The organism is Paenarthrobacter sp. NPDC058040 (genome assembly GCF_042885775.1).
Classification (GTDB): Bacteria; Actinomycetota; Actinomycetes; order Actinomycetales; family Micrococcaceae; genus Arthrobacter.
Genome location: NZ_JBHVRN010000016.1, coordinates 44,766 through 58,210 on the forward strand (window position 1 = coordinate 44,766; position 13,445 = coordinate 58,210).

Here is a 13,445-nt window from a genome sequence, read left to right on the forward strand (position 1 = left end):
CTGTTGCAGATGGTGATCTGGGTCCGGTTCGGAACGACGGGCCCATGCCAAAGGCGCTCGCACGGGCGCGACGCGGAGGCGGGCCCGATGCCCACCACCCTGTATCTACTGGTCAGTTCAGTTCACGCGGTCGGCAGTGACTGGGTATCCAGTGCGGCATGCAGATCGTCCTTTTGGCCAACGGGGCGGAGGGTAGTCTTCAGCCTGCCGCATTTTTCAGCTAAGAAGCGTAAGTGCGGAGTCGTTGAGCAGCACATATGCGGCAGCAAGCAGTAGTATCTCGGCGTTTTCTTGCAGCAGTCCTAGGCCTTGGTTGCACCTTTGGCACAGAAGCCCGCGTATGCAGTGTCCGCAGGAAGCGGGACCGGGGCAGCATTTGTGGTTGTGATCTACCACGAGAGGCATCTCCGCGTTTGGCGTATGGGGGCAGAGTCTGCAGTGCCCGTTCTGGGCGAACAGCAGGGCCTCGTATTCATCGAGGCCAATGCCGTAGACCCTATTCCGCCTCTTGGAAGAGTGACACTGGCGGCATATGTAGTTAAGCCCATCTGTGGCAGCGGATGCCTTAGAGAAACCGTTTTCAGGTTTCCATTCCACGCAGCCAATGCAGAGCTTGTTACCGTTCTCGTCACGCCTAAGCACGGACCGACCTCTGTGGGAACTCCCCTGTAAGGGGGTCAGGGGATGGCCGTTCTTATTCTGGCGCCAATGATGGTGACAGTATCCCTCGCCGCCAGGAGCGTCGTTGTATCGACAGCCTGGAAAGAGGCACGACGCAACGTCGCCGCGTTTCCGAACCACCTTGAGCGGTGTCAGGTCCTTACCTTTATGGTGCTGAGCGTAGTGACCGGAACAAAGTCCGAGGCCCTTGTTCGTGATAGGGCGCCCGCACAGGGTTTCGCCGGGTCCCGGGCCGGTGCAGGGGCCGTCGGGAGTGTTGACCCTCCGGATCGGTTTGAGGTCTCCATTCTTCTTGAGCTGTCGGTCGTGCGGCGAGCATAGAAGCGAATCCCGGGCTTCCGACGGGCGTCCGCAGACCGTCCCGCTGACGATGCCGGGTCCCGTACAAGTACTCGTCAGCGGGGGCAACCGCAACTCTATCGGCGTCATAAACCCCCGGCGCTGCATCTGTTCGTGATGGGTCTTGCAGACGCCGTCGTCGCGTCCCGCTGGGCGGAAGTACACCTTACGACCACATGGGCTAATCACCTGACCGGGACCGATGCAGGTTGACTTTTCCGTTCTGGTTCGAAGCGGTTTCAGTGTCCCGTTCTTCTTTTGCTGGAGTCGATGCGAGCTACATAACTCAGAGGTTTTTGTATCTGTGGGTTTGCCACAAATCTGTTGGCCGTTACGCCCGGGACCGTTGCAATTCCGCGCTCTGACGCCGTCATCGAAAGGCTTTTGACGAACGCCTCCTTCCAGCATCTGCTTTCCTTCATTCGCGAAATCGAGTTGGTCTTCGCCACCGTTGGATGCCGTCACCTTGCACAATCCTCCTTCGTTCTCAATATCTTGCATGTGTCACTAGTGGAGCAGACAACCCTGACAATATTAGTTGGCATAGATGCATGCCTACCCGCCCGGATCAGTTGTCGAAGGAGCAGGTGCTCCGATGGGCGAGTAGGAGGGAGCAGGTCGGCGGGCGCATTCGCGAACTGCGCCTTGAACAGGGTCTGTCACAGGAAGCCTTGGCTTTGGAAGCCGGGCTGAGCAGGAACATGATCATCGGAATCGAATGGGGTCGGAAAAGCTTGGCCTATGAGCGCCTATGGGACATAGCTGCCGTACTCGGGTGCGACGTGGCGGAGTTCCTCGTAAGTGCGGATCGACCTCCTTCCACTAGTCCGTATCGTGGGGGGCGTAGGGCGATGAAAAGCAGCGATAAACACCTGGGCGGATAACTTCAGACCAGGCAACGGGTGGGCCGGTTACCCTATGGTCACTAACCCTAGGGGTCAGGAACGAAGCGGTACCAACCACCGCGTTCCTGACGCGCCACGTCTGAACCGCTGCGGTGTTCATCAGGGAGTGCCGGACGGAGACGACGATGTACCTTGGCATCTCACCCGCCTACGGACACTGAAGTCCCTGCCATGAGGCCGGTACTTAAGAGCGGCTGCTCTCTGAGGATCCGGGGTGGGGTGTGCCGTGGACTTTTGGCGCGGACTCCTCGGCGAGCTTACTCCCTTTCGGATTAGTGCTTTCAAGGTGGCGCGAATCGAATCACTGAAACGAAGTTACGCGCGGTGCCTGTGTTTAACGTCTTGGTCGGCGAAGCAACTGCCCAACCGGCGGGTAATGTTGCGGACCATATGCCCATGCTCAACTGGCTGACCATCCAGACCGTAGGCAAAAGGCCCTCCGCCGGGAGTCGCCCTACCGATGGAGGCAAACCTAGCTTTGAGCATGGCCCAGAGCATTGTCTTCACGCTCATTTGCTTGATGCTGAGGAGATCCTGAATTACTGCCTCGGGTTGTTCGAGGATTCCGCGTTGTTGCTGGGAAGGGTTACCTGGGGCGACCAATCTCGGGACGTTTTGGAACCCCGGCGAAACCGGCAAGGTCTCCCATCCCGGCCGGGTTCCCGTAGGGCAGGCCATTGGCTTCGGCCCACGCGTCCATTTCCGGGCTGACAGGGATGTGGCCCAAGAGCCAGGCCGTCCCGGCGGGAGCAAAGGCTCTCGCATCGCGGCGCTTGGTGTTTACAGTCCCGGTGACAACCTGCATGTGGTCTGGCCGCACGCAGAGCTTACGGTTGCAAATGTGGTCCAGAGTCTTACCCTTGGCGTGGCCACCGTAGAACCAGACGTAGGCGAAGCGGTGGGCTAGCCATGGCCCGCCAGCGTGGAACTTCCCGTAACCGTCATCAGGGGTCTCTCGCCATAACCAGCAGCCATACACCCAGTCAGGTTCGATGGCACTAAGGAATCTGGCCAGTGTCTTCTCTTGGGCAGCTTTGGATCTGGTCGTGAGAGCAAGCTGCTCGTGGGGCCGACAGTAGTCGGATCTCGTTTTCCTGTCCTTGGGGAACAACCTTGTGGTGCAGCCTTCCGCCCGACACTGCGGCTGCTTACGCAACCACGCCTTGTAATGCTTCTCGCACATGTCCCGCTTGATTGCCGGTGCCTCGCAGCCGCCCTTAAAGCAGGTCTTTCCCTTAGCCAAATCGCTTCCATCCTTGTCCCACTTTTTCAGCCCCCTCAGCCTATCCGGCCCCCGGTTCCCCGGCGTCACTGGGCGGTTTTCGGGCTGCTTTCGATTGCTGGGTGGGCAGTGACCCTTTAGGCATTTGGTGGGTGTTGGCTACTGGCGGCTGCGGGAGCCAACACCGGAGCGGCGGGCTGACAAGCTACCAGTGATGGTGGGGCTCGGCGGGAGACCATAGAGTGTCTCCATCTGGGATCTGTAGCGGGGCCTCCGGACGGAACGTCCTGGCCGTCATACCCCCACCGATTACTTAGTTGCTCGCGGGCACCTATGGCATATACCCACCCTGACGCGGTGCGTCGCCAAGCTCAGCGGGCAGATCCATTGGCCATCCCCGGGCAGAATTTGCTGGCCACCAGCGGGAACATCAACTGGCCGCCCGTGGGCAGAAACTAATGGCCATTGACACCGTGCCGTCAAGACAAGCGTCCGTGGCTTGTATCGTCGTGCCTCCTTTTTCGGAGTCACCTGCGTCTCTCGTACGAGCTAGGGCGATTAGGAGGGCGAGGTGGGGAGGGAAACTAACCCGCGTCTCTTGCGCGGAAGAACGCAGAGCGCACTTGCGTCACTCAGATGCAGTACGCGTGGCCCATCCCCAGAACCAACCGTCTCTCGTGGGGATCGAGGATGCTCGATCGCGGAGACCAGGTTGCACGGCGAAAATGCACGTGTGTTTGGTCGAGCTACCCTGCCCCGGAGGGAATCGAAGCGTCGTCAGAATTTCGGCGCACACGGCCTCCTGTGGGGCTGCTGAGCCGGCAGGCACCACTACGAATGTCACCGCCAGCGGGGTAGGAATGGCTCTCTCCTAAGTGTCGCTGTGCCCACGCGATTACTTGCTTGACAGGTGCTGCTGACTGAGCCGTGGGCATGTCCGACCCTACTCGGCGTTCGTCTGTTGGGCCCGTTCCTGTCGGATTTCCTCGCGGCCCCTAAGTATCGACTCCGCAAGCGACATTGCCATTACCAATGCGATGTAGGTCCAGGCCCACAAGCCACTCAGGACGCCGGTCGCCAGCAGCAGGAAGCCGAGGGCAACCAGTGCCCACGACGTGACCTTGAGTGTGCGCACAACGCTTGCGACTGGCATGAAATGATCATCCCTTTCCCAGTGACTGCCGTAAAGAGCATGCCAAAGCCCTTGGTGGCGACTTCGAGCAGTCCATGAGTGCATCATCTCGACGCATTACAGGGTGATATCTGCCTTGTCTGATGCGTCTGGTCCAACCGGCATCTGGGAATCAACAATGATGGCAACCGTTGAGGCCGATAACCGGTTCTACATAGGTGACAACTACCATGCCCTTGCCCCGATGCAGCTCGTCCCGAAAGGGTGGGGGGAGACTCTCAATTCCTGCGGGCGCCCGCCCGCCGGTGATAGCGCCTAGGGTACCGTACGGGATCAGAAGTTCCAGAGTCGTGCCATATCGCGTCAGGCCGGGGTTGGCCCCTTGGCCTGATATCGCCCCTTAGCCTGATTGACGGCTTGCATCCGTTCGGTTATCTCGGGGGCCACAAACAGCTCGTGAAATGCTGCCTCTATGAACTGCAATCCATCGATTACGTCGTTGACTGTGAGTGGTTCTCCGTCGTGGGTTCCCTCGTTTCCGATCCATTTGACAGCACGGAGCAGTTCGGCTGCTCGATGGCTCTTCGTTTCTGCCTCCCAGGTGTCAATGCGGGTATGAAGAGGCTGCCACGTTCCCTTGTGATTAAATGCCTGGATTCCCTGGCTTGACATGAAACGTTCGACCGAACCGCGCAGAGCGGTTGCTGCGAAGCTCGGATCGGCGAAGAGGATGGGGGATGCTCTTTCGACGGCAGCTCTAACGCTTCCAGGAACGACCTCAGGAAGGGTTAATAAGATAAGCGGCGGGCTGAAATATTCCAGTTTGTAGTACTCAGAATAGAACTCGCCATGGTGTTGGCTGTGTGTAGTTTCAATGGCCGTTGATACGCCCACCCTGTACTTTCCGACGGCAGCCATGAGCTGTTCGCAGGCGCCGTTCTCGCAGTGGCCAGTCACGTACATCCTGCCGGAAATCCAATCAGGTTCCCAGCCCGGGAAGTCCCACAGCTCCTTGGATTGGTTGTTCTCGGTCGCCGTTGGCTTATCCCACGAGACACAGCCTTCTCGGCAGACGGGGCAGTGGGGACGAGGCCACTGCGCGCCTCCTTCGATCTCGTGGCCGAACCTTTGGACGACCTTGAGGTCGTAGCTCACCATTCCTTTTCCCCCTAGCCTGGCCTGAGGCAATGCCCGGTAAATAAGTACTGACATGACTGCAGCATGAAGAGCATACCCAAAGCATCCTTTTCTGGTTGCGACGAGATGGATACACGCGGCAAGGCGCCAAGCGGTTCCACAATGCCTCCATCTGCACGCACTTAAATGTGTTCCAGAGTCAGTCTTTTTGTGTGGTCATGTGGCACGGCACCAAGACGGAAAAGCGTGGGCGCTGTGGGTGACGTTCGGAGAACAAGCGTCAGGCAGGATACAAGCTGCGCCAGGACAAGTGCGTTGAAGTCTCTGCCTCTGACGCCAACAGGAGGACGTTCGATGGCTGCGAAGTGCAGCCCGGCCTTACGCAGGGCATTCCGTTCGTGATCTACACGAAGGATCTTATGATCGAGGCTGACCAGAACATCAAATGACGCCTCGGCGGCTGCCTCAAACAGCTTCGGGTCAAGAGTGCCGCGCCAATCCAAGGACGCCACTGAGTGGAACTGACAGTTTCTGAAGGCAGCCTCCAAAGAAGGCAGGAGTCGGTCAGACACGCACTCGTCGAGGAGAAACTTCAAGCGACAGACCCCCGGTTGACGGCGCTGACTTCTACTTGAAAATCGACGGCATCCTCGGCCGCCTCACGGCTGACGTTGGGATAGTAGTACTGGAGATCATCGAAATCTTCTTCGTCAGGCTGCTCGCCGAGGAACTGGGTTACGACATCATAGGGAACCCGGGTCCCTTCGATGGTTGGCCAACCGCCGAGGCGTTCGCCGTTCACCGCCAAACGGGGCCGGGGATGTTCAAAGTCCCCGACAGTCTGATTCTGAAGATTCGCGAAGGGACGGAAGATATCTGCGAGGGTGAAGGCAGCCATTTGGCCCTTGTAACGAACAAGGTCAACGGAGTTACCCGAAGCGTCGGTAACCGCAATCGTCTTCCCATCGGTTTCGAATCTATATGCCGAGGGATGATCGTTGAAGTTTAGGGTCCGAAGGGCACCAAACGCGGTTCGGATGCTCTGCAGGGATGTGCGCGCCCGCAAGTAGGCCATGGCTCGAAGCGCCGTTACGTCACGAAAGGAGTATAGGGGCGGGCGACCAGCACTAATTTCGGGGATCAGCAGGCCAGACTTCCGCCATAGGTACAACTGATGGACAGAAGTGCCCGAGAGAGTAGCCGTAAGATCAGCTGGAAATGACATGCCTTTCCCCTACACTCACTGGCCATTGTCTTGGTCAAACGATCCCAGAGGGGACCGACAGAATCATACAGGCGCGCCGACAAGGCCGATGCCTAGGTCATCGGCCTGGGCAAGTCGATGTGGAACCTCGACCTCGACCTCGACGCCTGGCACCCCGGAATCGTCGCCCTATAAATGGCCCATCCGGCGGTAAGCCACAGACGCCACCGTAAGAACCGGCCTCGGCCGAGCTGAACCGCAACATATGGATTGAAGAACAACTCCCCAATGTGCCACAAGCCATGGCGAGACCACCAAGTTTCAAGGGATGCAAGACGGCAGTCTCGTTCGAGCTGTGAAGACCTTGGCGGCCATTAGGTAGTGAAGTGGGGACGAATACCGGCACAATCATGCCGATGAGCACCCATATGTCTTGCAGTGCTCTGGTTATCTAATGCGGCATCATGCGAGTCCTGCGGCACGGATTCCCTGCAGTCGGCGCATGATGATGCCTCGGCGCGCAACTGGCTTCCTGCGGCTTCTGAGTCAAGACGTGGTCCCAGGCCCTGAGACTGTCTCTCTCGGTCATATTGGCGGTCTTCCTGCAGGGCCGGCGCCCAGCGGCCTGCTGGCAGCCAAAACCTCGATCTCGTCTGGCAAGCTGTTTGGATGATTACTGAAAAGCATCCCGAAACTTGGCGGGATCTCCAGAATGAAGTCGCTAAAATCCTTGCCGATTGCGGTATGCAGACGGATGTCGAAAAGACGGTGACTCTTGTCAGAGACGTGGCTGACATTGATGTCGTGGCCCTTGAGACGGCCAATGGGCGGACCAACACGATCTTCTGTGAATGCAAACGGTGGAAAAGCTCAATTCCGAAGAATGTGGTTCATGGCTTCCGCACCATTGTGCAAGACGGCGGAGCGAACGTTGGTTACATCATCACTTCGAAGGGCTTTCAACGGGGGGCATACGGAGCCGCTGACCTCACGAACCTGCGACTTGTGACGTGGCGTGAGTTTCAAGATGAGTTTGAGGATCTATGGATTGAACAACATCTTCGGCCTGAGGTCACGAGACGTCTGGACGAACTCATGGAGTTGGTTGAGCCGCTGCTTCCGCGGGCGTTCAAGCAGCTGAGCGAGCCGGCCAAGGCCAAGTACTTGGAGTTGCGCGAAAAATACTGGGAACTAGGTGCAACCGCAATGCTATTTACGACATACTTCAAAATGATTCATCCTGAAGTTCCTGATCTTCCACTTCGAGATCGGGTGAGCTCCTCGAGCACGGGGATGCCGGATGCTCTGCTCGACGCAACAGGTTACAGGGATTTCTTGGATATCCTTTTACCTCTCGGTGAGCAGGCGGCAGAAGAGCTCAAGGCAGTTCTACATTCCGAGCCCACGGCCTCATCTATTCAAGCTTAAGGCGAGTCAACAAATCCTGCTTCACGTGTCTGACCTGGACCTGATCTCAGAGTCGGAGTGGCCCGTAGGGTCACCCTGCCCGGACTCCCGATGAGTTAGTTGCTACTTCGACTGTTGTGTTCGGTCTGCGCCGATGGACACTTTAGAGATCCCATCAATGGATCCTTTGATGGGACGTCTCAGCCGAGTGCAGGTGCCCCCTATCAGCCCGTTGTTTCAGGGCTTGCCCGTCCAAGAAAGGGTGTCTCGCCTCGATGTTCTCAACGTAGATGTGATCACGCCTTTATCGATACTGCGGGCGAGCGAACGTTAGTAATCGCTACTGGGGTGCCCTTGCCTTGGCCGTGGTGTAACCCTTAAAAACGACGACGACCTCAGCTGCGGGGAGGTCGTCGTCGTAGTGACCGTTCTGGAGGAATAGTGCCCTTCGTTCCAGCCGGCCGGTGTTGATACTCAGCTTGACGCTGAGTAAGCCTGGGTCCTAAACCTCGTGGCGGCGGAACATGACGAACCACTGTCCTTCTTGGCAGACCTCATCTTTTTGGTTCTTTACCTGAACGTCAAAAGTGACGATTCCCCGGTCAGACTTCGACTTGGAGGCCCGAACTTCAGCCACGGTCTGTTCGACGCGGATCGTATCACCGATCCGGACTGCACCGGTGAGTTTCCAGTTCATTCCCAGGAAGGCGATGGCTGTGCCTTCTTTGATTCCGAGGCGTGACTCGAGGCCGGTCGCGATGGCGAAGACCCCGGGGCCGTGGAAAATCCTTCCTCCGAACTGGGTTGTTTTCGCGAACTCCTCATCGGTGTGGAGTGGGTTGAAGTCCCCTGAGATGCCTGCGAAGGCGGTCAGTTCGCCGTCCGTGATGGTTCGGCGCGGGCTGACCCAGGACTGGCCGACGTAGAAGTCCTCGAAGTAGAGGCCGGTTCCTTGCCCTGATTGTTTGACAGTGGTCTCCATATGTCAGTTGCTCCCTAGAAAGTGCAGTGGATATCTATACGTCGATTTTCCGTCGCGAGCTTCGGCAGCGGCAGTGTGAGAGAACCAATGAAGAGGGGTGAAAAATGGAAAGTCCACAAAACGGTGCTCATGTATGTCAGTTGCGCCGGGAGTTTCGTGGGCCATCTTCGTCTGCCGGGTCGAGGGCGACGCCGAGGGTTCTGTTCATGGGGCGGGGGCCGAAGCTGGTACTTCCAGCACTTTCCGAGGTATCGGTACGACGTTCCCGGGCTGTACGAGGAATGGGGGTATCCTCCTGATGCTCTTCTGCGAATTCGAGTGCCGTGAGTGCGAGAAAGAGTGACGAGATGGCGGCTGGGTCCTTGAGGTCAACGTCAAGGAGTTCTTCGGCCTTCGTTAGCCGGTACCTGAGGGAGTTCGGATGGACGTTGAGAACCCGTGAAGCTGCGTTGATGTTTTGTGCCAAGGCGAAGTAGTGCCTTAGGCCTTCCATGAGCGGCTCTTTATCCATGAGCGGGCCCAGGAATTCGGTCGCCCAGGCGACCATGGCCTCGATTCCTGCGATGGAGAACAGCCTGGTTGACAGGTCGAACTGCTCAAAGGACATCGCTTGTTCGCTGGTACGCCGGTTGCGGAGTGATCGGATGCCCAGCCAGGCGTCGGTATAGGAATCGGCAATGTCGCCCACGTGTGACACGTCCCGACCAATACCTATGTGGGAAGGCACCTCTGGCTTGTCGATTTTGATCATTCGTTGCAGTTGCGATTCATCGCAGTTGGCGAGGAAGACCACCGCGTCGTCCCGGATCGTGGAAAAGCTGACAATTTCAGCTGCGTCCAACAGTAGGGATAGGGACTCGTGCAATTGTTGCAACGCTGAGCGCTGCATGGGCCCTGACTGTCCGCGGCGGGGTGTGGCAACCACGACCCGGAGCGGGTCGGAGAATGCTATTCCTAGGGCCGAAAGCCGGCTGGCAAGTTCAGAATCTTCACGGACCGGTTTAAGCGCCAGCGCCTGTTCAAAGAGGGCAGAGCGAATGGCAAGTTCCTGGACACGGATTTGAGACGTCATTCTTCGGCTGGTCTCAACCAGTGTTCCTGCCATGTGAGCCGCAGCTATGGACTTCTCATCAGGGAATCCGTCACGACGACTGACCAGCATCAACCAGCCAGCACCTGCATTGTTGCTGCCCTGCGTCTGAAGGCGAATGGCTATCCCATTCCAACCTTGAATGTTGACCAATTGGGATGCCGCCGGTGTTTTGGATACCTGCTCGAATAGGGGCTTCAGCGGTGCTGGCCCGGTGCTCTCACGGAGGCTTCCTCTGGGGCTGACGATCAACGCTGTGGCGTTACTTAGAGTTTGAAGCCTGTCGATGATGTCCTGGACAGGTGAGGGCCCTGAGAGTGCCTGGCTGAGCGAGCGTTGGATAATGGTGAGCTGCCGGACAGCGGTCGTGTCCGCTGGGCGAGTGAGTTGATCCAACGCACCGGTGACCTGCTCCGGGGAGGTTCCGGCGCCTGCATCGATGATGACATGCTCGTGGGTGTTAACGGACAGAGACTTCAGGTCCTTCGCGGGCCATCCAGTGACGGCTATGAGAGAGGGCGACCGGTCTTTGAGTGCAGCTGCCAGTTTTTGTTTGTGGCTGCCCGAGGATTCATACGAAATGACTACCAGTTGCAGGCGAGGCTCTTTCGAGCCGCTGGTCTGGTGTGGCTGTTGCTGAATGGACACGGATGATGAGCCGACAAAACGGCCGGCTACGTCCCCGCTGATGATGGAAGCGCCGGTTCCGAGGACTCCTAGTAGTTCCTGAATCGGAACGGAGCTGTGCAGCTCGTCCATGAGCCTCCTGCTCCTGCACTTGAGAGACGGACCCTTTTCGCCCTATAAGGACGAAACCCAACATACGCATCCTGCTCCAACGGCGAAAGTCATGGTACTGAGAAAACAACAATGGTTCATCGTCTGGGTTGGAGTTATCACAATGTCAATCCTTCATTGCTAGTTCTATCGTCATGCTGACCACGGGTATCCGCCGCCCGCGGCGACTGCCAAGCAACTGAGGAGCAAGTGATGGGAACGACCATCGAAGAGAACAGCAAAGGTACACCGGATGCCGCGCCGGAACGATACTGGCGGACCGAAATCAGCGAAATCCACCCTGAGCGTGTAACGATCCGAGGCTACGACCTGGAACAGCTCATTGGAATGCCTTTTGGTGCAGCAACGTTCTTGATGATCAGGGGGCGGATTCCGACCCCCGGTGAGACCAAGGTGATGGACGCTCTGCTCACGGGCGTTCTCGATTACGGCTTGGAGAAGCCCGGAACTGCCGCTGCACGATATGTGGTCTCGAGCAATCCGAGCATGCAGGCCGGGCTAGCTGCAGCCACGCTGGCCGCTGGGCAGTTCAGTCTGGCAACGGAGGACGCAGCGACTTTCATCAGTACCCAGTACCAGGCCTACGTAGCTGCCGGCGAACCAGATATGCAGGAGTTCGCCCAGACAGTCGTCGAGGAGGCGCAGAGGACCAAGTTCCGCATTCCCGGCTTCGGTCACCCTGTATTCCGGGGCGAGGATCCACGGGCCCAGCGCCTGCGCAGCATCGCCGTCGAGGCAGGTCTTTGGGGACCCGCGGCGCAGCTCTACGAAGCCATTCACACTGAGTTCGTAAAGAATCCCCGTCGGGCGCACTTTCCCCTCAACGACATTGGAGTGCTGGCAGCAATGTCAGTGGCCATGGGCTTCACACCCGAAGAATCGACCGCTTTGGCAATTATCGGTACATTGCCAGGCGTCGCGGCCCATGTCACCGAAGAACTTCGGTCAAGGACTGCCGTACGCGTCATCGCTGCCGACGCTGTTGATTACGAGGTCCCGAAACGCGATTTGGGGAGTGACCTCGCCGCGGCAGGATGGTCCGTGACAGCAGGTGGCGACGAAAAGCCCGCCGCCGTTTCCTGGTAATCAAAACTCTCCCCGGTTTGCCTCCTTCCTGAGCGCCGCCATGTGGCAGGGTTAGGACAGGAGACAATGGACTGGGGGACCGGCCGTGGGAGGAGCCAGGCATGAGTGACAGCGTTGTTCTAGATACCGCCGATATTGTTGTGGTCGGAGCCGGTATCTCCGGGCTTTCAACAGCCTTCGAACTCCGAAAACGCGGCTTCGATGTTGTAGTCGCGGAGCAACGCTTCCCAGCCTACGGCGCGTCTGGACGGAACTCTGGCTCCATTTGGCTCCAGACGCGTCGGACTGGGTTGGAGCTAGATTTGGCCCGGGCGGGGCGTGACAAATACAAGGCGTACGTCGAAGAACTAAGCAACACCTTCGAGTTTCGGCAGCACGGTGGCCTGTTCTTCTACGAAACGGACGAACAGGCCGCCGTGATGGCTGAGTACGCCAAGGATCGACGCTCCGCCGGACTTGAAGTCGACGTTCTCTCGCTGAAACAAGCAAGGGAATTGACCACAGTTCTGCCCGAAACAGCCATCGGAGCGGTATTTTGTGCGGACGACGCCCAAGTAGACGCGCACCTCTTCGTAGGGGCCCTGGCGTCCGCATGCGTGCGGATGGGGGTCCGGAAATACGAGAACACTTCAGTTCTTTCCACCATTCGACGCGGTAACGCCATCACAGGAGTCCGCACGGTAAGAGGCGAAATTCATGCACCGGGTCTTGTCTGGGCTACCGGTGCCTGGTCAGTCAACCTCGCAGCCGAAGGCATCGAACTGCCTGTGATCACCGCCCGGCAGGGGCAAATGGTCACGCAGTCCGTCCCGGTTGCTGAGAACCCGCTTCTTCACGGTCCTCGGGGTGTGGCGCACTGCAGTGCTCTGACCTCGCTAGACGCGTACAAGGCCATAGATTTTCCTTCACCTGATCGAAGGCCCCACACCGCAACGCAGAACGGTCAAGGCTCTGATAACGCCCTATTCGATGACTCGATTGCCCAGAACAGAGAGGGAAGAGTCTTCATGGGCTCCAGCCTGGATTCCTTCGGATCCCTCAATCCCCATATCGGTATCGCTTCAACCTACGCGATGATCTCAACTGCCCTGGATCGCTATGGAGAGAACGCCGACCTGGGTGTAACGGGTCTGTGGGCGGGTCTGGCCTCTTCGACTCCAGACCACCTTCCAATTATCGACCGCCTGGATCGCGCCTATGTGAACACCGGACACACGTGGGGGGTCGCCAGCGGCCCAATCGGAGGTCAGATAACAGCGGAGCTGATAGCAGGGGAGCGCAGCACATTCGCCTACGACCTCCGCCTCTCACGACCCTCGCTCGCAGTAAAAAACGCATAGCCGTTCCCCGATCGCTTCGCGCTACTGCCTGGCCCCTGCTTGGACCGTCCATCGGTCCGAGCAGGGGCTTTTTCGCTTAAGGCAACCATGCACATCGTCTTCTGCCCTGACCATCGGCTGAC

General features: G+C 58.2%; 12 protein-coding genes and 1 pseudogene. 4 read left to right on the forward strand and 9 right to left on the reverse strand.

Going from position 1 to position 13,445, the window contains the following annotated elements; translation table 11 throughout:
• Positions 1-216: 216 nt before the first annotated feature.
• Positions 217-1,521 (reverse strand): endonuclease domain-containing protein, encoded by a 1,305-nt coding sequence (locus ACFVSJ_RS20325; RefSeq protein ID WP_387438881.1) that lies wholly within the window; start codon positions 1,519-1,521, stop codon positions 217-219.
• A gap of 50 nt (positions 1,522-1,571) precedes the next feature.
• Between ACFVSJ_RS20325 and ACFVSJ_RS20330 the strand changes: the two genes are divergently transcribed.
• Positions 1,572-1,904 carry a helix-turn-helix domain-containing protein gene (locus ACFVSJ_RS20330; RefSeq protein WP_387438882.1) on the forward strand — a complete coding sequence of 111 codons (333 nt, stop codon included), beginning with the start codon at positions 1,572-1,574 and terminating at the stop codon, positions 1,902-1,904.
• A 607-nt stretch (positions 1,905-2,511) separates the two neighbouring features.
• On the opposite strand, the gene ACFVSJ_RS20335 is transcribed toward ACFVSJ_RS20330, so the two are convergent.
• From ACFVSJ_RS20335 to ACFVSJ_RS20360, 6 genes and pseudogenes are all read right to left on the reverse strand, one after another.
• Entirely contained in the window at positions 2,512-3,108 is a 597-nt protein-coding gene (locus ACFVSJ_RS20335; RefSeq protein ID WP_387438964.1) for an HNH endonuclease, read from the reverse strand.
• A gap of 982 nt (positions 3,109-4,090) precedes the next feature.
• A complete protein-coding gene (locus ACFVSJ_RS20340) occupies positions 4,091-4,300 on the reverse strand; it encodes a hypothetical protein (RefSeq protein ID WP_387438883.1) in 210 nt (69 codons plus the stop codon).
• A 342-nt stretch (positions 4,301-4,642) separates the two neighbouring features.
• A complete protein-coding gene (locus ACFVSJ_RS20345; protein ID WP_387438884.1) occupies positions 4,643-5,434 on the reverse strand; it encodes a DUF4145 domain-containing protein in 792 nt (263 codons plus the stop codon).
• Positions 5,435-5,598: 164 nt separating this feature from the next.
• Positions 5,599-6,012, reverse strand: coding sequence for a hypothetical protein (locus ACFVSJ_RS20350; RefSeq protein ID WP_387438885.1), 414 nt, complete (start codon positions 6,010-6,012; stop codon positions 5,599-5,601).
• Positions 6,009-6,314, reverse strand: coding sequence for a DUF433 domain-containing protein (locus tag ACFVSJ_RS20355; protein ID WP_387438965.1), 306 nt, complete (start codon positions 6,312-6,314; stop codon positions 6,009-6,011). Before ACFVSJ_RS20355 ends, ACFVSJ_RS20350 begins: the two co-directional genes overlap by 4 nt.
• A gap of 147 nt (positions 6,315-6,461) precedes the next feature.
• Positions 6,462-6,641, reverse strand: a pseudogene (locus ACFVSJ_RS20360) (MerR family transcriptional regulator); the annotation flags it as partial.
• Between the two features lie 648 nt (positions 6,642-7,289).
• Between ACFVSJ_RS20360 and ACFVSJ_RS20365 the strand changes: the two are divergent.
• Entirely contained in the window at positions 7,290-8,048 is a 759-nt protein-coding gene (locus tag ACFVSJ_RS20365) for a restriction endonuclease (protein ID WP_387438886.1), read from the forward strand.
• 481 nt (positions 8,049-8,529) lie between these two features.
• Here ACFVSJ_RS20365 and ACFVSJ_RS20370 read toward each other — a convergent pair whose 3' ends face one another.
• Both ACFVSJ_RS20370 and ACFVSJ_RS20375 read right to left on the reverse strand, forming a co-directional pair.
• The gene (locus ACFVSJ_RS20370; protein WP_387438887.1) at positions 8,530-9,009 is read right to left on the reverse strand and encodes a MaoC/PaaZ C-terminal domain-containing protein; all 480 of its coding nucleotides are present in this window, start codon (positions 9,007-9,009) and stop codon (positions 8,530-8,532) included.
• A gap of 136 nt (positions 9,010-9,145) precedes the next feature.
• Positions 9,146-10,858 carry a PucR family transcriptional regulator gene (locus ACFVSJ_RS20375; protein ID WP_387438888.1) on the reverse strand — a complete coding sequence of 571 codons (1,713 nt, stop codon included), beginning with the start codon at positions 10,856-10,858 and terminating at the stop codon, positions 9,146-9,148.
• A 231-nt stretch (positions 10,859-11,089) separates the two neighbouring features.
• On the opposite strand from ACFVSJ_RS20375, the gene ACFVSJ_RS20380 reads away from it, so the two are divergent.
• The gene (locus ACFVSJ_RS20380; protein ID WP_387438889.1) at positions 11,090-11,983 is read left to right on the forward strand and encodes a citryl-CoA lyase; all 894 of its coding nucleotides are present in this window, start codon (positions 11,090-11,092) and stop codon (positions 11,981-11,983) included.
• A gap of 101 nt (positions 11,984-12,084) precedes the next feature.
• Positions 12,085-13,323, forward strand: a complete 1,239-nt coding sequence (locus ACFVSJ_RS20385) for an NAD(P)/FAD-dependent oxidoreductase (RefSeq protein ID WP_387438890.1) — start codon at positions 12,085-12,087, stop codon at positions 13,321-13,323.
• Positions 13,324-13,445 lie beyond the last annotated feature (122 nt).

Coding starts and splice junctions, on each gene's coding strand:
- ACFVSJ_RS20325 (WP_387438881.1), bottom strand. CDS start 1,521: ATGCAAGATATTGAGAACGAAGGAGGATTGTGCAAGGTGACGGCATCC.
- ACFVSJ_RS20330 (WP_387438882.1), top strand. CDS start 1,572: ATGCCTACCCGCCCGGATCAGTTGTCGAAGGAGCAGGTGCTCCGATGG.
- ACFVSJ_RS20335 (WP_387438964.1), bottom strand. CDS start 3,108: ATGTGCGAGAAGCATTACAAGGCGTGGTTGCGTAAGCAGCCGCAGTGT.
- ACFVSJ_RS20340 (WP_387438883.1), bottom strand. CDS start 4,300: ATGCCAGTCGCAAGCGTTGTGCGCACACTCAAGGTCACGTCGTGGGCA.
- ACFVSJ_RS20355 (WP_387438965.1), bottom strand. CDS start 6,314: ATGGCTGCCTTCACCCTCGCAGATATCTTCCGTCCCTTCGCGAATCTT.
- ACFVSJ_RS20365 (WP_387438886.1), top strand. CDS start 7,290: ATGATTACTGAAAAGCATCCCGAAACTTGGCGGGATCTCCAGAATGAA.
- ACFVSJ_RS20370 (WP_387438887.1), bottom strand. CDS start 9,009: ATGGAGACCACTGTCAAACAATCAGGGCAAGGAACCGGCCTCTACTTC.
- ACFVSJ_RS20375 (WP_387438888.1), bottom strand. CDS start 10,858: ATGGACGAGCTGCACAGCTCCGTTCCGATTCAGGAACTACTAGGAGTC.
- ACFVSJ_RS20380 (WP_387438889.1), top strand. CDS start 11,090: ATGGGAACGACCATCGAAGAGAACAGCAAAGGTACACCGGATGCCGCG.
- ACFVSJ_RS20385 (WP_387438890.1), top strand. CDS start 12,085: ATGAGTGACAGCGTTGTTCTAGATACCGCCGATATTGTTGTGGTCGGA.